The sequence below is a fragment of the Rhodococcus pyridinivorans genome (genome assembly GCF_900105195.1).
In the GTDB taxonomy this organism is placed as follows: Bacteria; Actinomycetota; Actinomycetes; order Mycobacteriales; family Mycobacteriaceae; genus Rhodococcus; species Rhodococcus pyridinivorans.
Map to the genome: position 1 here is coordinate 1,184,596 of NZ_FNRX01000002.1, position 19,983 is coordinate 1,204,578.

Annotated in this window: 19 protein-coding genes; 9 read left to right on the forward strand and 10 right to left on the reverse strand. The window is 69.3% G+C overall.

Going from position 1 to position 19,983, the window contains the following annotated elements:
* The 4 genes from BLV31_RS06245 to BLV31_RS06260 all read left to right on the forward strand — a co-directional run bounded on the left by BLV31_RS06245 (window position 1) and on the right by BLV31_RS06260 (window position 4,556).
* Window positions 1–645, forward strand: coding sequence for a hypothetical protein (locus BLV31_RS06245; protein ID WP_039585086.1), 645 nt, complete (start codon window positions 1–3; stop codon window positions 643–645).
* The gene (locus BLV31_RS06250) at window positions 642–2,027 is read left to right on the forward strand and encodes a hypothetical protein (protein ID WP_064061928.1); all 1,386 of its coding nucleotides are present in this window, start codon (window positions 642–644) and stop codon (window positions 2,025–2,027) included. The genes BLV31_RS06245 and BLV31_RS06250 overlap by 4 nt, the downstream gene beginning before the upstream one ends.
* A 38-nt stretch (window positions 2,028–2,065) precedes the next feature.
* The gene (locus BLV31_RS06255; RefSeq protein ID WP_006552695.1) at window positions 2,066–2,443 is read left to right on the forward strand and encodes a DUF6802 family protein; all 378 of its coding nucleotides are present in this window, start codon (window positions 2,066–2,068) and stop codon (window positions 2,441–2,443) included.
* A gap of 280 nt (window positions 2,444–2,723) precedes the next feature.
* Window positions 2,724–4,556 carry a phosphoenolpyruvate carboxykinase (GTP) gene (locus tag BLV31_RS06260; RefSeq protein WP_006552694.1) on the forward strand — a complete coding sequence of 611 codons (1,833 nt, stop codon included), beginning with the start codon at window positions 2,724–2,726 and terminating at the stop codon, window positions 4,554–4,556.
* A gap of 420 nt (window positions 4,557–4,976) precedes the next feature.
* Here BLV31_RS06260 and BLV31_RS06265 read toward each other — a convergent pair whose 3' ends face one another.
* Genes BLV31_RS06265 through BLV31_RS06275 form a run of 3 tightly spaced genes read right to left on the reverse strand, consistent with a single transcriptional unit; the run spans window position 4,977 to window position 7,248 of the window.
* Window positions 4,977–5,453 (reverse strand): VOC family protein, encoded by a 477-nt coding sequence (locus BLV31_RS06265; RefSeq protein WP_039585008.1) that lies wholly within the window; start codon window positions 5,451–5,453, stop codon window positions 4,977–4,979.
* Between the two features lie 59 nt (window positions 5,454–5,512).
* Window positions 5,513–6,682: a zinc-dependent alcohol dehydrogenase gene (locus BLV31_RS06270; protein WP_039585081.1), complete on the reverse strand. Its 1,170-nt coding sequence runs from the start codon at window positions 6,680–6,682 to the stop codon at window positions 5,513–5,515.
* Window positions 6,682–7,248: an SRPBCC family protein gene (locus BLV31_RS06275; protein ID WP_039585007.1), complete on the reverse strand. Its 567-nt coding sequence runs from the start codon at window positions 7,246–7,248 to the stop codon at window positions 6,682–6,684. Before BLV31_RS06275 ends, BLV31_RS06270 begins: the two co-directional genes overlap by 1 nt.
* 473 nt (window positions 7,249–7,721) lie before the next feature.
* Between BLV31_RS06275 and cysK the strand changes: the two genes are divergently transcribed.
* Window positions 7,722–8,657: a cysteine synthase A gene (gene cysK / locus BLV31_RS06280; RefSeq protein WP_033096318.1), complete on the forward strand. Its 936-nt coding sequence runs from the start codon at window positions 7,722–7,724 to the stop codon at window positions 8,655–8,657.
* Between the two features lie 8 nt (window positions 8,658–8,665).
* Complete coding sequence (gene epsC / locus BLV31_RS06285; RefSeq protein WP_006552687.1) at window positions 8,666–9,244, forward strand: serine O-acetyltransferase EpsC; 579 nt, start codon at window positions 8,666–8,668, stop codon at window positions 9,242–9,244.
* Window positions 9,245–9,332: 88 nt separating this feature from the next.
* Here epsC and BLV31_RS06290 read toward each other — a convergent pair whose 3' ends face one another.
* Together BLV31_RS06290 and BLV31_RS06295 are read right to left on the reverse strand one after the other, a co-directional pair.
* The gene (locus tag BLV31_RS06290) at window positions 9,333–10,781 is read right to left on the reverse strand and encodes an aldehyde dehydrogenase (RefSeq protein ID WP_006552686.1); all 1,449 of its coding nucleotides are present in this window, start codon (window positions 10,779–10,781) and stop codon (window positions 9,333–9,335) included.
* Between the two features lie 73 nt (window positions 10,782–10,854).
* Window positions 10,855–11,376 (reverse strand): nucleoside deaminase, encoded by a 522-nt coding sequence (locus tag BLV31_RS06295; RefSeq protein WP_033096317.1) that lies wholly within the window; start codon window positions 11,374–11,376, stop codon window positions 10,855–10,857.
* 110 nt (window positions 11,377–11,486) lie between these two features.
* On the opposite strand from BLV31_RS06295, the gene BLV31_RS06300 reads away from it, so the two are divergent.
* Window positions 11,487–11,903, forward strand: a complete 417-nt coding sequence (locus BLV31_RS06300) for an Rv0313 family protein (RefSeq protein WP_006552684.1) — start codon at window positions 11,487–11,489, stop codon at window positions 11,901–11,903.
* Window positions 11,904–11,909: 6 nt separating this feature from the next.
* On the opposite strand, the gene BLV31_RS06305 is transcribed toward BLV31_RS06300, so the two are convergent.
* From BLV31_RS06305 to BLV31_RS06315, 3 genes are all read right to left on the reverse strand, one after another.
* On the reverse strand, window positions 11,910–12,341 hold the full coding sequence (locus tag BLV31_RS06305) for a CBS domain-containing protein (RefSeq protein WP_024102052.1): 432 nt from the start codon (window positions 12,339–12,341) through the stop codon (window positions 11,910–11,912).
* Between the two features lie 106 nt (window positions 12,342–12,447).
* Window positions 12,448–13,350 carry an ROK family protein gene (locus tag BLV31_RS06310; protein ID WP_006552682.1) on the reverse strand — a complete coding sequence of 301 codons (903 nt, stop codon included), beginning with the start codon at window positions 13,348–13,350 and terminating at the stop codon, window positions 12,448–12,450.
* A 22-nt stretch (window positions 13,351–13,372) separates the two neighbouring features.
* Complete coding sequence (locus tag BLV31_RS06315) at window positions 13,373–14,128, reverse strand: class I SAM-dependent methyltransferase (RefSeq protein WP_006552681.1); 756 nt, start codon at window positions 14,126–14,128, stop codon at window positions 13,373–13,375.
* 165 nt (window positions 14,129–14,293) lie between these two features.
* Here BLV31_RS06315 and BLV31_RS06320 point away from each other — a divergent pair, with 165 nt between their 5' ends.
* On the forward strand, window positions 14,294–15,523 hold the full coding sequence (locus BLV31_RS06320) for a glycosyltransferase family 4 protein (protein WP_064061927.1): 1,230 nt from the start codon (window positions 14,294–14,296) through the stop codon (window positions 15,521–15,523).
* Here the strand turns inward: BLV31_RS06320 and BLV31_RS06325 are convergent.
* Complete coding sequence (locus BLV31_RS06325) at window positions 15,434–17,185, reverse strand: MmpA family trehalose lipid delivery protein (RefSeq protein WP_064061926.1); 1,752 nt, start codon at window positions 17,183–17,185, stop codon at window positions 15,434–15,436. The two genes, BLV31_RS06320 and BLV31_RS06325, sit on opposite strands and share 90 nt — an antisense overlap.
* Window positions 17,186–17,227: 42 nt before the next feature.
* Here BLV31_RS06325 and BLV31_RS06330 point away from each other — a divergent pair, with 42 nt between their 5' ends.
* Entirely contained in the window at window positions 17,228–18,529 is a 1,302-nt protein-coding gene (locus BLV31_RS06330) for a lipopolysaccharide biosynthesis protein (protein WP_019290885.1), read from the forward strand.
* A gap of 28 nt (window positions 18,530–18,557) precedes the next feature.
* Here the strand turns inward: BLV31_RS06330 and pgfA are convergent, their stop codons facing one another.
* Window positions 18,558–19,793: a cell envelope lipid trafficking protein PgfA gene (pgfA, locus tag BLV31_RS06335; protein WP_072740554.1), complete on the reverse strand. Its 1,236-nt coding sequence runs from the start codon at window positions 19,791–19,793 to the stop codon at window positions 18,558–18,560.
* Between the last annotated feature and the right edge of the window lie 190 nt (window positions 19,794–19,983).

The window sequence follows — 19,983 nt, forward strand, 5'->3', positions numbered from 1 at the left end:
ATGACGGGGGAGTTGTGGCACCACCTCGCCGCGCAGGTCGAACAACTGGATGCGCAGGCAGGGCGGTTGATTCGCAGGGCGCTGACCGAGCATACGGCCGCGCTGCGGGTGCAGGTCGCGGGGCGGGCCGGGACCGGCCGGGAGAGCGTCGAGACGCAGGTACGCGAACTGCTGCTCCGCAGGGTCGATATCGAGGGTGGGCGAGTAGACGCGGCCGTGGGCGGAGTGGCAGTGGACACGCCGGACGGTCCCGACCCGGTCCTCGACGGTGACGTCGTCGTCTACGTCGTGCCGCGTCGTCTCGACCCGGCCGTCGCCCATCCGGCCGACCGCGCCGCGCTGACGGCCGTGGATCCTTGTCGCCTCGTCCTCGTGGTGACGGGTGGGACGGATGACAGCGAGTGCGCTCTCGTCGCGCGTGCGACGGGGGTGCCGCCGGATCAGGTGGTCGCGGTCCGCGATGAGGAACTGCTCGGGGAACGGCTCGCCGCGCGTGCGGTCGTGGCGCGCCGCCTACGTGACGAGGAGCTCGCCCGGGTCGTGGCGGGCGTCCCGGCGGCACCGCAGGTGCGCGAACTCGTCGAACAGACACTCGACCTGGTCGGGCTGGACCCGATGGAGTCCGTCGCCGCGGGACTACGGTGACACCGCCGAGCGGACTCGTGGATCCGGCCGACGACGTCCTGCGCCGATGGAACCCGCGCGGATGGATGGGACTGCACCGGCCGGCCGCGACCGGCGTGCGGGTCGTCGGAGTGCCCGGTTCCGGCGCCGACACGCTGGCAGCGGAGCTACGACCTCTGGGCGGGCTGGACATCACGGACGACGGCCGCGCCGTCACCCTCGTGGTGTTCGACCCGTCGGCGACGATCGGCCGCACCGAACTCGACCTCGTCCGCTCGGCGGCAGCCGAGTCGATCGAGGTCGTCTGCGCACTGACGGGCATCGACCGCTTTCCCGACTGGCGTGCGGTCCGCGACGCCGACGTCGAGATCCTGCAGCGGCACGCATCCTGGCTGCCGAGGGTCGTGGTCCTGCCCGTGAGCGCCGCGGCCGCTCGGCGGGCACGCGAACTCGAGGACGACGCGAGCGAGGCGGTCCGGCAGACCCTGCTCACCGCGTCCGGACTCGTCGAACTGCGGGACGTCCTGGCCGCCACGGTCCGGTCGTCACACGACCCGCGACGAGCACGCGCCGCGGTCGTCGCCGCCACCCGGCCGATGATCGAGGAGGAGATCGGACGACTGAGCGCGGAGGACGAGGAAGGGGGCCTGCGTGCGGAGCGCTCCCGCCTCACAACCGCAGCACCACCCGCGACCTCCGGCCCCGACCTGCGCCGGCTTCAGGTGACGCTGTTGCAGGAGGTCGCGATGCGCGTGCGGGCGGCGTCCACCGCCGCGGGCGAGGTGCTCGAGACCGCGGACGCGGATGCGGTGGTCACGACGATCGACACCCACGTCGACGACCTGTGTGCGCGGCTCACCGACGAGACGGCCCGGATCGCACCGGGCACTCCGGCGCCGGAACCCACGCGCACCGCCCGCCCACCGCAGACCGCGCGGTCGATGGAGGACACGCTGACGGTGGTCTTCGGTGCGTCGGCAGGCGCGGGTCTCGGCAGACTGCTCCTCACCCCGTTCGGGGACCTGCCGGGCTGGATGTCGCTGGTGGTCGCGATCGCGTGCGCGGTTCCGGCCGCCGGATGGCTGATGCGGATCCGTAGGCGAATCGCCTACCGCGACCGGATGCGGCGGTGGATCGCCGACGAGCTCGCGACCGTACGGGCGGAACTCGACACCTGGATCCGCACCCGCATCCACGAGACGGAACTGCAGTCCACCGCGCTCGCGGTCGCTGCGCGCGACCGGCACGCGACCCGCGTGCGGGAACGCGTCGCCGCGATCGACGCGGAGATCGCCCGTCGCCGGGGCGAGCGGCGTGCCCGCACCGCCGCGTGCGAACGCGACCTGGCGGCACTCGGACACATCCCGGAACCGCAAGGTGCCGGGGTGCGTCCAACCGGATAGGAGCGATCCGGCGCGTGCCGGGTCGGAAAGGGGAGACGATGGCCGAATTCGCCGGCTCGGGTGGCACACCCCAGCCGTTCACCGATCCCTTCGATCCGTCCGGGTTCGATCCGTCCGAGTTGGCCGCCTGGGCCGACGAGCTCGCCCCGACGACCGACCTCGACGGTGACGGCGCCGCCGAGACGGTCGTCGCCGATACCGAGCACTGGGGAGTCGGTGGCGACTGGGGCGACGGTCTGGTGGTGGCTACCGACACCGATCTCGACGGCAGCAGCGATCGCCTCTCGGTGATCGCGGACGACGGCCGTTACGGCGTGTGGGAATACTGTCGCGAGCTCGACGGATCGGGTCGGTGGAGTCGACTGGACACAGGTAGCCTTGAATACGACGTACACCACGGAGAAGAGTCGAAGTGATTCATATCCGGCTGCGCAGCAGGGGGAGGGGACGGTATTGTGCGCAAGTTCTGAATCGTTTCTGTGAGATTTCCGACCGGCCCCGAGTGACGCCGGTCGACATTCCGACGTTAACCTCTATGAAAAGGACATCCGGCGCCTACTTCGCCTGTTCGGCCACGGACGAAGTAGGTGGTACCCCTGCCGAGAGGGGCAAGCCCGGGTCTGCCCTCGTCCGCACAGAAGAACGTGCAGGTCGGAGGTGGGATCCCGGTTCCGGGCACACCCCAGGAGAGTTTTGATGACCTCAGCGACCATTCCCGGTTTGAACGGTACCGACGACAAGCTCCCGACCCAGCATGCCGAGTTGCTTGCCTGGGTCCAGGAGATTGCCGAGCTCACCCAGCCCGATCGTGTCGTATGGGCCGACGGATCCGATGAGGAATGGGACCGTCTGACCTCTCAGCTGGTCGAGGCAGGCACCTTCACGCGTCTGAACGACGAGAAGAAGCCGAACTCGTTCCTGGCCAATTCCGATCCGTCGGACGTCGCACGCGTCGAGTCGCGCACCTTCATCTGCTCGAAGAACGAGATCGACGCGGGCCCGACCAACAACTGGGTCGACCCCGACGAGATGCGTGCCACGATGACCGAGCTGTACCGCGGCAGCATGCGCGGACGCACCCTCTTCGTCGTGCCCTTCTGCATGGGCCCGCTCGGAGCCGAGGACCCGAAGCTCGGCGTCGAGCTGACCGACTCGGAGTACGTCGTCGTCTCGATGCGCATCATGACCCGCATGGGCAGCGCGGCTCTCGAGAAGCTCGGCACCGACCGTCCGTTCGTCAAGGCGCTGCACTCCGTGGGTGCGCCGCTCGAGGCCGGTCAGCAGGATGTCCCGTGGCCGTGCAACGACACGAAGTACATCACCCACTTCCCCGAGACCCGTGAGATCTGGAGCTTCGGCTCCGGCTACGGCGGCAACGCCCTGCTCGGCAAGAAGTGCTACTCGCTGCGCATCGCGTCGGCCATGGCGCACGACGAGGGCTGGCTGGCCGAGCACATGCTGATCCTCAAGCTGATCTCGCCCGAGGAGAAGGCCTACTACATCGCTGCGGCGTTCCCGTCGGCCTGTGGCAAGACCAACCTCGCGATGATCCAGCCGACCATTCCGGGCTGGCGTGCCGAGACCCTCGGCGACGACATCGCGTGGATGCGTTTCGGCAAGGACGGCCGCCTCTACGCCGTGAACCCCGAGTTCGGCTTCTTCGGCGTCGCGCCGGGCACCAGCGCCGACTCGAACCCGAACGCGATGGCGACCATCGAGGCCGGCAACACCATCTACACCAACGTCGCGAAGACCGACGACGGCGACATCTGGTGGGAGGGCATCGGCGGCGAGACCCCGGCGCACCTCACCGACTGGCTGGGCAACGACTGGACCCCCGAGTCCGGCACCAACGCCGCGCACCCGAACTCGCGTTACTGCACCCCGATGTCGCAGTGCCCGATCCTCGCCCCCGAGTGGGACGACCCGCAGGGTGTGCCGATCTCCGCGATCCTGTTCGGTGGCCGCCGCAAGACGACGGTGCCCCTCGTCAGCGAGTCCTTCGACTGGCAGCACGGCACCTTCCTCGGCGCGACCCTGTCGTCCGAACAGACCGCCGCGGCAGAGGGCAAGGTCGGTAGCGTCCGTCGCGACCCGATGGCGATGCTGCCCTTCCTCGGCTACAACGCCGGCGACTACCTGAACCACTGGATCACGCTCGGCAAGAACGCCGACGAGGACAAGCTGCCGAAGATCTTCTACGTCAACTGGTTCCGTCGCGGCGACGACGGCCGCTTCCTGTGGCCCGGCTTCGGCGAGAACTCGCGCGTGCTCAAGTGGATCGTCGACCGCATCGAGCACAAGGCCGGCGCGCAGTCCACGCCGATCGGCTACGTGCCCAGCGCCGCCGACCTCACGCTCGACGGTCTCGATGTCGATCCCGCCGACGTCGACGAGGCCCTGAAGGTCGACGTCGAGGAGTGGAAGTCCGAGATCGACGGCATCGCCGAGTGGTTCGAGTTCCTCGGTGAGAAGGTGCCCTCGGGCATCCGCGACGAGTTCGAGGCCCTCAAGCAGCGCCTCGGCTGAGTCCGTACACGACGACGAATGCCGTTCCCGGTTTCCCGGGGGCGGCATTCGCCGTCTGTGGGGTGAAATCCGGGAAATCGTTCACAGCGGATATCTCGGTTGTGCCACGCCGACCGGTGACGTAGTTCCACGATGCACTGCAACTACTTCCGTCGGCGAGCGGGTCGTCTCGTGCGTGGTTCGAGTCGTATCGGTCGGAAGTGTGCGGCACTGGTGGGGGCATTGCCGGGCGACGGCGCAGTCCGTGCGCTGTCACCTTCCCTTGACGAAATAGCCCAGGGCCATCACGCCGTCGTCGAATCGCTTCTGCGCACGCCTCTTGTCGAACACTGATCCCCCCGGCTCTCGTACGGAACATCCGGGAGGAAGATCCTAGTCAGCGTGCACCGAAGGGTGCTCCGTGGGCAACTGCTTTACACCTCACGCGTTCTGCGTTGCCGCCCACTCGTCGAGCCGTCGCTTTGCTTCCTCCGCGGGCACGTTCTCGACCCGCGTCATCACGGCCCACCGATGACCGAACGGATCGAGGATCGACGCGAACCGGTCGCCGGTGACGAAGGTCGACGGTTCCTCGAACACCCGGGCACCGAGGGCGACGGCCCGCGCGAACACGGCGTCGGCGTCCGCGCAGTACAGCACGTACGAATGGTCGACGTCGTTCGTTCCGCTCGGCGCGTGCAGGCCGATGCCGAGATGGGGATCGCTCAATTGCAGTCGGCCGTAGTCGAAGTCGAGCTCTGCGTGCATCACCGTCCCGTCGGGGCCGTCCATCCGCTCGACGACGGTCGCTCCGAACGCGTCGCAGTAGAAGTCGATCGCGCGGGAGGCACCGTCGACGACGAGGAAGGGGGTGAGGGAGGTGTATCCCTCGGGGATGGGGTTCACCGAATTCGTCATGGCGCCAGTGTCGGACGCCGACCGTGCGCTCGTATTGAAGAAATCCGACCGGTGACGACCTAGGGGCGGAAGACCGCGCGCAGGCAGTCGTCCTCCTTGTTCTTGAACATCTCGTAGCCGCGTACCGCGTCGGTGAGCGGAAGGTCGTGCGTCATGAGCCAACTCGGGTCCAACCTGCTCTCGAGGACGTGTTCGAACAGGGTGGGCACGTACCGCTGGCCATGTTGCTGCGCCGTCCGCAGGGTCAAGCTCTTGTTCGTCAGCACCGCCATCGGGAACTTGTCGGTGACACCGTAGATGCCGAGCACCGACACGACTCCGCCCTTGCCGCAGGACAGGATCGCCTCGCGCAGAGAGGTCGCGCGGTCGCTCTCCATCCGCAGCGCCTGCTTGACCTTGTCGTAGGCCTGCATGACGCCGGTTCCGTGACCCTCCATGCCCACAGCGTCGATGCAGGCGTCCGGTCCGCGTCCGCCGGTGCTCTCGCGGAGCGTCTCGTAGACGCTGTCGACCTCGGCGTAGTCCACGGTTTCGGCGCCGACCTTCTTCGCGGCGCGGTCGAGGCGGTCTCGGAAACGGTCGATCACGATCACCCTGTCGGCGCCCATGATCTTCGCGCTTGCCGCGGCCATGAGACCGACGGCGCCGGCGCCCCAGACCGCCACGGTGTCGCCCGGGGTGATGTCGCAGAAGTCGGCGCCCATGTAGCCCGTCGGTACCGCGTCCGACAGGAACAGGGCCTGTTCGTCGCCGACACCGTCGGGGATCTGGAAGCAGTTGACGTCGCCGAAGGGCACGCGGATGTACTCGGCGTGCGAACCTTGGTACCCGCCGAAGGGATGGGTGTAGCCGTAGATTCCGCCGGTGGGATAGCCCAGCACGGGTTGCTGCATCGCGGCGTTCGGGTTGGTGGTGTCGCACACCGCGTGCAGGCCGTCGGCGCAGTACGGGCACTTCCCGCATCCGATGAACGACGGCACGACCACCCGGTCGCCGACCCGCACGTTCGTCACCTCCGGGCCGGTGTCGACGATCTCGCCCATGAACTCGTGGCCGATCACGTCGCCCTCCCGCATCCCCGGCAGGTACCCGCCGAGGAAGTGCAGATCGGACCCGCAGGTCGTGGTGAGGCGGACCGCCACGATCACGTCGTGCGGGTTGACCAGGCCGGGATCGTCGACCGTCTCCACCGACAACTCGTTCACCCCTATCCAGCACAGGGCTCGCATCACGCGTCTCCTTCCGATGCACGGGCACTCGGACTGCCCTGCAGGGTGGGGATCTCACCGGTCTGCATGAGAGCCCGCGCACGGTAGAGCGCAGTGAAGGTCAGGGCGCCGGTGACGAGATCGGGGACGGGAACCTCGGCGCGCAGGGTCATCTCGGTGCCGCCCCGGGGCGCGTCGGACACCGCGAGCACTACGCGCGGACCCGGGGTGTCCGCGTCGTCCTCGCCGACGAACGCGAGTCCTTCCGAGGTGACGTCGATGCGGGTGTCCCAGGTCGTCGTCCCGCCGGGGCTCTCCCAGGTCCAGCGCAGCCGGTTCGCTTCGACCGTCTCCACCCGGACGTGGTCGCCGAAGACTCTGCTCAGGTTCTCGGGATCGCGCCAGAACTGCATGACCTGTGCGCGCGGAGCCGCGACGGTCACCGTCTGCGGTTTCCGAGCGTCGACGGGCCGGTCGACGGCGCGCCGGACGAATCCGCCCACCGAGCGACCGGCGTCGTCGATCGCCCTGTTCGCGTTCTCCACGACTCGGCTCGCGTTCTGCACGACTCTGTTGAAGTCGACCACGGTCGTCTCCTTGCTCGGATGCTCGGATGCTCGGATGCTCGGGTCGGTGTTCGGTGTTCGGTGTTCGGTCTAGTCAGGGTCTTCCGCGTTTCGGCGTCTGTTCGGCGACACCGTGCCGTAGCGGGGGGGGTGATCGTCCACTGTGCTTCGTCGAGTGCACGGATCCTCGGCGCGAGCGTGCCCGGCGCCAGTTCGTCGTAATCGGGGACGGGAAGATCGTGACGACTCATATGGTCGGCTACCCGTGCTCGGTGGCCGGGCAAACCCGGTCGAGCCGATCCGAAATCTCGCGGGGCACGAACCCGTCGAGGCCGGGCCGGGCGACGACACGCCGACTCGCCGGGGAATAACGACGGCGTACGGATACGTTCGTACATCGATGGGCCCGCCGAGTCGTCCGATGACGGCGAAATGGTGCAATAGACCGAGACCGCGACCCGAGCCGCCGTGTGTGGCCATGAGGAGGATCGAGCATGAGCAGGATCTACGACAACGTCACCGAGCTGGTCGGACGGACCCCGATCGTCAAGCTCAACCGTCTGACCGAGGGAGCCGGCGCCACCGTCGCCGCGAAGCTCGAGTTCTACAACCCGGCCAACAGCGTCAAGGACCGCATCGGTGTCGCGATCGTCGACGCCGCCGAGAAGTCCGGTGAGCTGAAGCCCGGCGGCACCATCGTCGAGGGCACCTCCGGCAACACCGGTATCGCGCTCGCCATGGTCGGCGCTGCGCGCGGCTACAAGGTCATCCTCACGATGCCCGAGACGATGTCGACCGAGCGTCGCGTGATGCTCCGCGCCTACGGCGCCGAGATCGTCCTCACCCCCGGCTCCGAGGGCATGAAGGGTGCCGTCGCGAAGGCCGAGGAGATCGTCGCGAACACCGAGAACGCGATCCTCGCCCGCCAGTTCGGCAACCCCGCGAACCCGGAGATCCACTACAACACCACCGGTGAGGAGATCTGGAAGGACACCGCCGGTGAGGTCGACATCTTCGTGGCCGGCATCGGTACGGGCGGCACCATCACGGGCGCGGGCCGCAGGCTCAAGGAGTACAAGCCGGACGTGAAGGTCGTCGGTGTCGAGCCGGTCGACTCGCCGATCCTCAACGGTGGCGAGCCCGGACCGCACAAGATCCAGGGCATCGGCGCCAACTTCGTGCCCGACGTGCTCGACCGCGAGGTCTACGACGAGATCGTCGACGTGTCGTTCGAGGATTCGATTCGTATCGCGCGCGATCTGGGCACCCAGGAAGGCATTCTCGGCGGCATCTCGTCGGGTGCGATCGTCTGGGCGGCCCTCGAGCTGGCGAAGCGTCCCGAGAACGCCGGCAAGCTGATCGTCGCCGTCGTCTGCGACTTCGGTGAGCGGTACATCTCCACCCCGCTCTTCGAGCACATCCGGGACTGATCGCCGTCGTGGGTATCCTGCACACTCTCCGGGAGGATCTGCAGTCGGCGCGCGGCCACGATCCGGCCGCGCGCAGCGACGCGGAGAACGCCATCGTCTATTCGGGGCTGCACGCGATCTGGTCGCACCGCATCGCGCACCGGATGTGGCAGGTGCCCGCCCTGAAGGGACCTGCGCGGATCCTCGCGCAGTTCACCCGGTTCCTCACCGGCATCGAGATCCACCCCGGCGCGACCATCGGCCGGCGCTTCTTCATCGACCACGGCATGGGCGTGGTCATCGGAGAGACGGCCGAGATCGGCGACGACGTGATGCTCTACCACGGCGTGACGCTCGGCGGCCGGTCGCTGGCGAAGGAGAAGCGTCATCCGACGCTGGGCAACCGGGTCACCGTCGGGGCGGGGGCGAAGGTCCTCGGCCCGGTGGTGATCGGGGACGACAGCGCGATCGGCGCCAACGCCGTGGTCACCCACGACGTGCCGGCGGATTCGATCGCAACGGGTATCCCCGCGACCGTCCGGTCCCGCAAGAAGCACGAACCGCTCGTGGATCCGACGACGTACATCGATCCCGCGATGTACATCTGAGGTCGCGTCCTCCCGAAACACGAAAGAGGGGAGGATATGTGCGAGTTCTCCGTCGAGAACGTACATATCCTCCCCTTTTTTTCCGGGATCAGCCCTCGTAACCGAGCGGGTACAGCACCGACTTGGTTTCGCAGTACGCCTCGACGCCCTCGGGACCGTTCTCGCGGCCGATGCCGGAGTTCTTGTAGCCGCCGAACGGTGAACCCGGATCGAATGCGTACCAGTTGATTCCGTACGTGCCGGTGCGCACGCGCGAGGCGATCTCGAGGCCCTTCTCGACGTCGGTGGTGTACACCGAACCGGCCAGGCCGTAGTCGGAATCGTTGGCGATCTTCACGGCCTCGTCGACGCTGTCGTAGGGGATCACGCAGATGACGGGTCCGAAGATCTCCTCGCGGGCGATGGTCATGGAGTTGTCGACGTCGGCGAAGATCGTCGGTTCGACGAAGTAGCCCGTCTCGATGCCCTCGGGGCGACCACCGCCGAGCACGAGACGCGCGCCTTCCTCCTTGCCCTTGGCGATGTAGGACTCGACGCGATCGCGCTGCTTCGCGGAGATCAGCGGACCGAGTTGTGCGCCTTCGGTATCGGGCAGTCCGACGGGGAAGAAGGCCGCGGTCGCGGTCATCTTCTCGATCACCTCGTCGTAGCGCGACCGCGGCGCGAGGACGCGGGTCTGCCCGACGCAGGCCTGACCGGTGTTCATCAGGCCGGACATCACCAGCATCGGCATCGTCGAGTCGAGGTCGGCGTCCTCGAGGATGATCGCTGCCGACTTGCCGCCGAGTTCGAGCGAGCAGCGCTTGAGTCCGCGCGCGGCGATCTCACCGATGTGACGACCCACGGCCGTCGAACCGGTGAAGGTGATCTTGTCGACGTCGGGGTGCGAGACCAGGTACTCGCCGGTCTCGGCGCCGCCGGGCACGAGTGAGAGGACGCCCTCGGGAAGCCCTGCCTCCGTGAAGATCTCGGCGAGGACGTTCGTCGTCAGCGGCGATTCGGGAGCGGGCTTGAGGACCACCGTGCATCCGGCGAGCAGGGCGGGTCCGAGTTTGTTGAGCATCAGGAACAGCGGCACGTTCCACGCGATGACGGCGGCGACGACGCCGACGGGTTCGCGGCTGACGCGGCTGCGACCGAACAGGCCGGTGCGCTCCTCGGTCCATGGGAACGAATCGGCAAGCCCCGCATAGTAGTCGAGTGTGGCCAGGCCCGACGTCAGCTGCATCATCTCGACCGAGGCCGGCGGCTGGCCCATCTCCGCGGTGAGCGAGGCGCCGATCTCCGCACGACGCTCCTCGATGAGCTTTGCTGCCTTGCCGAGGATCTCGGCGCGCTCGCTCGGGGTGGTGCGCGACCACGGGCCTTCGTCGAAGGCCGTGCGGGCGGCGGACACCGCGGCATCGATGTCCTGCGGTCCCGCGACGGGCACGGAACCGACGCGCTCTTCCGTGGCGGGGGAGAACACCTCGAGTCTCTCGTCGGTCGACGGTGCCACCCATCGGCCGCCGATGAACAACTTGTCGTAGTCGGTCATGTCGCTTCCTCACCTGGCTGTGCTCGTGTATCGGCCGCATTCGTGTGACCTCGAACACTAGAACACGTTACAACTATTGACCAGGGGGTGACCAGACCGGACGGGATGGGAAGGCTCGATCCCCGAGATGGCAGCGACGGTGCAGGAGCCGAATCTCCTGCTCGAACTCGGGAACGGGCCCGTCGACGACGGCCTCCGGCACGACCTCGCGGATCGGCAGCGGACGTACCGGTGCCGGCGGCACGCCCATCTCGCCGAGCCACCGGACCAGTTGCTCGGAGGACGCCGCGTAGACGATCCGCCCCAGGCCCACCCAGCCGTGCGCGGCCGCGCACATCGGGCAGTGCTCACCGGAGGTGTAGACGGTGGCGGCGGCACGCCGGTCGGGTTCGAGATGTTCGGCCGCCCACCGCGCGAGCGCGAACTCGGGATGCCGGGTGCGGTCGCCGCCGGCGATGCGGTTGCGGTCCTCGGCCAGGACCGTGCCGTCCGCGTCGACGAGCACCGACCCGAACGGCTCGTCACCTGCCGCGACCGCCTCCTCCGCGAGTTCGACGCACCGCCGCAGATGCTGCAGATCCGTGTCGTTCACCATGGACGTCTCCTTCCTCCCTCGACTGCACCGTAGGGCGGGGGAGGAGCCGGGTGGCGCGAATCGGCGACCGTCACCACACTGGAGGGTGCCCAACGGTCAGGAGACATGTCATGGCGGAGAACAATCCGTTCGGGTTCGACCCCGAAGATCTCGACCGCGTGGTGCGGGAAGCCGGTGAGGAACTGCGGGAACTGAAGGACCGTATCTTCTCCTTCCTCGAACCGCCGGTGGCGCCGACGCGCACGCAGCCGCGGCCCGAGACCACCGGTGAGAAGGGCGACGGCGTCTGGGTCGTCTACACCACCGAGGACGACGGCGTGGCCCGCGTCGACCAGGTCCATCGCACCGAACTCGACGCGCTGCGCACGCTCAAGGGCAACACCGACCCGCGACGCTCGGTGCGGTTCCTGCCCTACGGGATGAGCGTGAGCATCCTCGATCGCCCGAGCGCCACCGAGGGCGGTGCCGCAGAGGAGAGTGCCACCGGCGACACCGCTCCCGACGACGCCGCGACCGGCGAGAACTGATCAGTTCTAGCCACCATCGTGGATGTAGGAGGCGAGCTGGTCGCGTTCGGTCTGTAGTTCGTCGATGCGGCTCTTGACCACGTCGCCGATACTGACGATCCCCACCAGCCGAGCGTCCACCACGACCGGTAGGTGCCGGATCCGTTGTTCGGTCATGGTCTCGGCGAGACTGTCGACCGAATCGGTGGGCAGGCAGGTCGTCACCGTCCGCGACATCAGTTCGTGTGCCGGGGCGGCGAGGATCGACGGTCCGCGTTCGTGCAGGGCGCGTACGACGTCGCGTTCGGTGACGATCCCGGCGACGGTCTTGCCCTCGCACACCACCATCGCGCCGATGTTGAACCGCGCGAAGTCGCCGATGAGCTCGCACACCGTGGTGTCGGGCTCGACCGTGTGCACCGCCGAGCCCTTGTTCCGCACAATGTCAGCAATCCGCATCCGGTACCGCCGATCTGCTCGCAGAGCATCCCGGCGGCCCCTCACCGGTTTCCGCCGGGACTCCGATGTGGTCCTCAGGGTAGGCCGGAAAACCGGGTGTGCCCGATCAGGTTATCCAGTCGTGACCTGCGGCGACGATCGATGCGCCGGTGAGGGTGCCCAGTGCGCCGAGTTCGGCGGGGACGATCTGCAGGTCCTGCACGAACCGTAGGCGGGCGTGCCGGGCCGCCGACGCGAGCATCGGCCGCCACAGGTGCCCGCCCGATTGCGCGAAGCCGCCGCCGACGACCACGCGTCCCACATCCGTCAGTGCCGCTGCCGACGCGATGACCTGGCCCAGTGCCGTCCCGGCCCGTTCGAGGGCCGCGGCGGCGACGCCGACCCCGGCCTCGGCGTCCGTGGCCAGCGCGACACCGTCGGGGCCTTCCCAGCCGTGGGCACGGGCCCAGCGCACCGCCGACGGGCCGCTCGCCACGGTCTCGATGCAGCCGACGCCTCCGCACGCGCACACCGTCGTGCCGTAGGGCGAGACGACGTGCCCGATGTGGCCGGCGTTTCCGGTGCGGCCGCGCACGATCCGGCCGCCGAGCACGAGACCGCCGCCGATGCCGGTGCCGAGCACGACCCCGAGCAGGTCGGCGACATCGCGTCCGGCACCGAAGCGCTGTTCGGCGAGGGTCGCGGCCGCGCCGTCCATCACCGGATCGACGCGGGCGTCGGGGAACACCGAACGCACGGCGTCGACGAGTGCGAAGCCGGAGCTCCACTCGGAGATGTTGATCGGGCCGATCGTCCCGGCGTTCGTGTCGACCGGTCCTGCCGCAGCGATACCCACGGCGGTCACCGGTCCCTCGCCGATCTCCGCGACCTCCCGCAACAGTCCCGCGCACGCGCCCCACACGTCCTTCCGGGGGACCGGCACGGATCGGGCTTCGAGCGGGGTGCCGTCGTCGGCGGCGACGGCCGCGGCGAGCTTGGTGCCGCCGACGTCCAGGGCCAATGCGGTCATGGCGACGACACTAAGCGACGGGTCAGCGTCGGCGCAGGACCAGTACGAGGTTGCTGGCGAGGAACTCCCGGACGCCGGGCACGTCCACGAGCCACCACGCCCAACTCGGGTGGTAGCGGGGGAAGGCCGCGAGCAGTTCGCCATCGGGTGTCGAACGTGCCCAGCGCAGACCGTCGCTCGCGCCCACGTCGAACAGCGACACCCCGTACCGGTTCTTCGGCTCCCTGCCGTGCTTGCGCGCGTAGCGCCGGGCCGCGTACTCGCCGCCGAAGGCGTGCCACGGACCGGTCTCGTGCCCGCCGAACGGTCCCCACCACAGGGTGTACGACAGCACCATCAGTCCGCCGGGCCGCGTGACGCGCAGCATCTCGTCGGCCATCACCCACGGCGTCGCGACGTGTTCGGCGACGTTCGACGAGAAGCACACGTCCACCGACCCGGTGCGCAACGGCAGCGCCAGGCCGGAGCCGCGGATCGCGCCGCCCACCTGCAGGCCGGCGGCGTGCATCTCCGACGGGTCGGGCTCGATCGGCACGTAGCGCGAACCCACCTCGGTGAACACGTCGGCGAAGTAGCCCGGTCCGCCGCCGACGTCGACGACCGTGGTGCCCGTCAGATCGGCGCCGGTCAGACCCGTGTAGAGATCGCCGATGAGGTCGACGGTGTCGCGCGCGAGACCGCCGTAGAACTTCTCGGGTGCTGTCTGCTCGAACCGGAAGCTGCCGAGCAACCCCACGGAGCGGCGCAGTGTGGCGCGGCGGGCGAACAGCCGGGTCACGTCGGTGCGGGGTCGGGTCGTCGATGGCACGTCCAGTCACCTTAGTGCGGGCCTCACACTCGTCCCTCACCTGTTGCCGCCCGGCACCCGCTACTGTGTCCCTGTCATCGTCCGAGTCACATCTGCCCGGCCGGGTGGTCGAGTCGACATACAGGGGGTCACCGCGTGCGGGAGGTTCTGCTGCTTTGCTGGCGCGATAGCGGACATCCGCAGGGTGGTGGCAGCGAGCGGTATCTCGAACAGGTCGGGGCGCAGCTCGCGGCGCGCGGCGTCCGCGTCGTCCTGCGGACTGCCTCCTATCCCGGAGCCGCCGAGCGAGACCGGATCGACGGCATCACCGTCAGCCGCGGCGGGGGACGGCTCACCGTCTATCCGCGCGCGCTCGCCGCGATCCTCGCAGGCAGATTCGGTGTCGGCCCCCTCGCCGGTATCCGTCCCGACGCCGTCATCGACACCCAGAACGGCATTCCGTTCTTCGCCCGGCTCGTCGCCGGTGCGCCCGTCACGGTGCTCGTGCACCACTGCCACCGCGAACAGTGGCCGGTCGCGGGCAGGCTGATGGCCAAGCTCGGCTGGTGGATCGAGTCGTCGCTCTCGCCGCGCGTGCACCACCGCAACCAGTACCTCACCGTCTCCCTTCCGTCCGCCGACGAACTGCGCGCTCTCGGGGTCGACCGGGAGCGGATCGCGGTGGTCCGCAACGGTGTCGACGCCGTTCCCGCCGGTGTCGCGGTGGGTGGCGACGACACGCGCACGGCCCACCCGAGCGTGTGTGTGCTCTCGAGGCTGGTGCCGCACAAGCAGATCGAGGACGCCCTCGCCGCGGTCGCGGCGCTGCGCGGCACCGTCCCGGGTCTGCATCTCGACGTCATCGGCGGCGGCTGGTGGGAGCAGAACCTCCGCGATGCGGCCGCCGAACTCGGCATCGGCGACGCCGTCACCTTCCACGGCCATGTCGACGAGCAGCGCAAGCACGAATTGCTCTCCCGCACCTGGATTCACGTGATGCCCTCGCGCAAGGAGGGGTGGGGACTGGCGGTGGTCGAGGCCGCCCAGCACGGTGTGCCCACCATCGGTTACCGCAGCTCCAAGGGATTGACCGACTCGATCATCGACGGCGTGACCGGTGTGCTCGTGGACTCGCCCGCCGAACTGACCGCCGCCGTCGCCGATCTGATCGCCGACGCCGACCGTCGTCGTCAGCTCGGCACCAAGGCCCGCATCCGCGCGGGCGAGTTCTCGTGGGAGGCCACGGGAGAGGGCGTGCACGAGGTCCTGTCCGTCACGACCTTCGGGCACACCGTCTCAGGACTGTTCCCGCGCGCCGACGAGCCGTCGACGCTCGCCGACCCGCTGCCCGAGCGCGCAGCCAGCGCCGCCGGCCAGTACCAGTAGCCACACGACGTGCGCCCCGATCGCCAGGGCGCGATGGGGTGACGGGGTCGAAGTGACTCCCTCCACCCGGTACAGGCTCAGATCCTCGTCCTGATAAGCGGTCTCGAGGGCTCCGAGCGTGCTCTGCGCGTCACCGAGTTCGCCCGGCGTGCCGTGCTCGACGAGCACCCAGCCCACCCCGCGGGCGGCGAGCGCACTCGGATCCGCGCCGGACAGCAGCAGGGCTTCGACGTCCTCCGCGCGACGACCCTCCCCGGCGACACTGCCCTCGGCGACGATCAGGGTTCCGGTCTGCAGGACGTCGGCGCGCAGCATGCGCGGGGACGGATCGAGCACCGGTACGGGCCCGGAGAAGTCGAAGACCCGGAACATGCCCACGGGCAGCACCGCCACGTCGCCGTCGTCGGCCGTGACGATCTGCGACACCTTCTCCCAGCCCAACGGATAGCGCACGGGCTGCAGTTGCCCGCCCACACCCCACACCAGGTCGGGCAGCGCGACCAGCACGGCGGCGATCGCGGCCGCCGCCCACACCGGTTCGGGCGCCACGAAGCGCCGGGCGAGGACGGTCGTGCCGGCCGCCGCGGCGAGCGCGTAGGCGGGCATCGCCCACGCGACCCACTTCTGGGTGTCGCGCAGCAGTCCCGCGCCGGGCACGTTCACCATCGCCCATTCGCCGACGGCGAGTCCCGGGCCGGTCGCGGCGAGGGCGATGACGAGCACCGCAAGGACGGCAGGCACCGCGACCGCGACGATCACGGAGTTCCTACGTCGCCGCCACAGTGCCGGCACCCCGCACGCCACCACCGTGAGCAGCAGCAGGGTGCCCATCAGCGCCCATGCGGTAGTGCGCGAGGTGGGGACGGATTCGGCGTTCCAGATCCCGCCGAGCCCTGCCACCGAACCGATCGTGCCGAGCAGTGGTTCGGCCCGGGCGGCGAAGGCGCGCACACCGGCCGGGTCCGCTTCGGTGCCGCCACCGGCGAGCGCCGTCGCGATCAGCCACGGCAACGACACCGCGACACCCAGCGCGAGTGCGCCGCCCACGCGCGGCAGCACCCGCGTCCGCCCACCGGGCGCGACGAGGACGGCGCAGGCCGTCACGATCGCCAGCAGGGCACCGGTCGGGGTCAGCCCCGCAGCGGCCAGGCAGACCGCCAGCGACGCCCAGCCGCCGCGTCTCCGTCGCCGGATCGCGACGGCCGCACAGATCGTCCACGGCAGCGCGGCGTACCCGGCGAGCAGACTCCAGTGGCCCTGCAGCAGCCGCTCGGCGACATAGGGATTCCAGATCGCGACCGTCGCCGCGACGAGCCGGGCGCCGGTTCCGCTCGTCGGCAGCACCACCGCGACCAGCCGTGCCGCACCCCATCCCGCCGCCCACAACGACGCGACGAGCAGCGCCGTGACCGCGACACCACCGTCGACGACGGTGCTCACCCACGCCAGCAGGGCGTCCTGCGGCACCGCGCGGGCGGCGGCGTCGGACAGACCGAGCGCAGAATCGGTGAGGAACGATCGGGGAGTGCTCACCGCGTCGCGGAAGAGCAGGTAGCCGGGGGAGACGAGGAACGGACCGAGCACCGCGACCGTCAGGACGAGGGGCCAGACCGCCGGGAGAGCCGCCGTCGTGGACATGCGGGACGACTCCGGGCGGGACATGGCGGCAGAATACGGTGTCGTTCCGGATGGGAGGATGAGCGGATGCCGCGAACACCCCGACCCGCGTCGGAGGGAACCGAGACCACTCGTGGTTCGACGACGGGAACCGCCGTCACCGGCATGACACTGGTGACGGTCGGCGCGATGACCGCGAACCTCGCGTCCTATCTGTTGCACCTGCCGGCGGGACGCTGGCTCGGGCCCGCCGGATACGGCGAGTTCGCGAGCCTGCTCGCCGCGCAGCTCGTCCTCGCCGTGCCGGCACTGGCGTTGCAGACGGTCGTCGCCCGGGAGGCCGTGCACGGCACCGGCGCCGCGGCGCTGCGTCGTCTCGGTTACCGCTGCGCCGTGCTCGCCATCGTCGTCGCGATGCTCCTCGTGCCCGTCGTGGCGTGGGCGCTCGACACGAGTGTCGGCGGGGCGTTCGGGTCGCTCGTCACCGCGCCGCTGCTCGTCCTCCTCGCCGCCGAACAGGGCCTGCTGCAGGGCCGGGGCAGGTTCGCAGCGCTCAGCGTCGTCCTGTCCGCCGCGGGCGTCGCGAAGGTGGTGCCGGCCGTGGCGGTGCTCGCCGTCGGAGGCGGCCCCGGTGCCGCGCTGTTCGCCGGGGCGCTCGGCACGGGTGCGGTCGCGCTGGCCGCGAGTGTGCTCGTGGGCCGGACGTCGGGTGGACGGACGGAACCGGTCCCGACCGCCGGGGCGGTGCTGCGTGCCTCCCAGGTGCAGCTGGCCCTCATCGCGCTCACGTCGCTCGACCTGCTGCTCGCCCGCATGCTGCTCGATCCCGATTCCGCCGGGTTGTACGCGCTGGGGGCGGTGGCGACGAAGGTCGCCTTCTGGTTGCCGCAGGCGGTCGGTGTGGTGCTCTATCCGCGGATGGCGAATCCCGCCCAGTCGGCGGCCGCGGTGCGGTCGGCGCTCACCGTCCTCGTCGCGATCGGCGCGGTGCTCGTCGCCGGCGCGGCGATCTGCGCACCGATCGTCCCGATGCTGGTCGGCGACGCCTACGGGCCGGTGCAGTCGCTGCTGTGGCTGTTCGCACTGCAGGGCGCGTGTCTGGCCGTCCTGCAGGGCGCGCTGCTGTCGGCGATCGCCGGGGAACGTACCCATCTCGCGCTCGTCGCGTGGGTGGGCCTCGCCCTCGAGGCGGTGCTGATGTTCACGGTGGCGTCGACCCTGCGGCAGTTCATCGCCGTCGCTGTCGGTGTGGCCGCCGCGACGGCCGCGGTGGTCGCGGTGCTCGCTCTGCGCGGTGCTGCAGTGGCCCGGTCGTCCACGGACGACGCGGTGACCCCGTCCACCGACGAGTCACCCGCGAACGACACCGCCCCCCACCGGGATCGGTGAGGGGCGGCTCGGTTCGTCTACCGGACGATCACTCCTGCGTCGGAGGCTTCCGCAGATCGGTGCGCGGGATCTCCTGCGTTCGATCCGTCGTCCAATCACGCTGCTGCGCGTTCGGATCGGTCTGGCGCGGGATGACCTCGGTGCGGTCCTCGGTGTGATCGCGCTGCGCGCCGCCCGAATGCGCCGGGCCGACCGTGGTCGTGGCCGGACCTGCCGGGGCGGGACCGCCGGTCGCGGTGGCCGGACGACGGTTGCCGCCACCGCGGATGCCGAGCACGAAGCCGACGATCAGCAGGATGACGCCGAGGATGCCGAGGATGATCGGCAGGGTGCGGCCGAACAGCGAGATGGTGTCCTGGCCGTCCTTGGCCTGGCCGATCTGGTACTCGATCGTCTCCTCGTCGAACGGCAGCGTCACGTTGAGGACCGTCACCTCGGGCTTGTCGGCCTCGCGGGCGTAGTACTGGTCCTGCTGCTCCTGGCCCTTGACGACGACACCGGTGACCGGGTCGACCCACAGGTCGCGGATGTTGTTGTACCAGCGGGTCATCGTGATCGGCTCGTCGCCCTCACCGACACCCCAGGTGGAGGCGGGCAGGCTGAGCTTGTAGGTCGGGACCTCGGGGTCGGCCTTCGAGAGGTCGACCGGCCCGATCTCCTGGCTGAAGTGGTAGACCTTCATGCCGTTGATCTCCTCCTCACCGACGAAGTCGATGGGGAAGTTCTCGCGAGCGTTGATGTCGTAGTACGGGTACGACTCCTGCTGGACGTCGAACGGGAACTTGTACTGCAGTCCGGCGCGGTTGTCGATCTCCACCGGCGGCTTGTCGGCGCTCACCTGGATCGTGCTCACGCGCTCCGGGAACTCCTCCTCCGAGACGGGCATGGAGGTCTTCCGGTCGATCGTGAGACGGTCGACGACGGCCGAGACCAGGCCCGTGTCCCCTTGCATGTCGAGTCGTCGCACGGTCTGGCCTGCCTGCAGCGTCATGACCTCGGCGTTCGAGGGATCCTCGACGGTGACGAAGCGCTGCGCGACGATCGGCACGTCGCGATCGACCTGCGCGTTGCCGGCGAGCAGCTGACGGGAATTGAGGATGTCGCCCGTGCCTTCGGCGACCGTGGTCACCTCGAGATCGAGCGGTGTCGTTCTCAGCTTCCCGAGCGTGTACGTCGGCACGAGAATCGCGATCACCAGGAGGAAGGCCCCCAGGCCCACCAGAATCATTGCCAGTATCCGGCCGGAGCTCGAACGCTCAGCCATGCTTTCTCCTCACTCAACGGTCGTCATCGAGTACCCCCACCGGCAGCAGCAGGGCTGCACGGATCGCCTGGCATCCGGCCCGCGAACACCACGTGAGCTCAGACACTAACAGCCCGGTATGGCAATATGCGCGCCCGCTCGCCGCTGGGATGGATCGGTAGTCGATCTTCGTCGCTGCCGGGATCGTCCC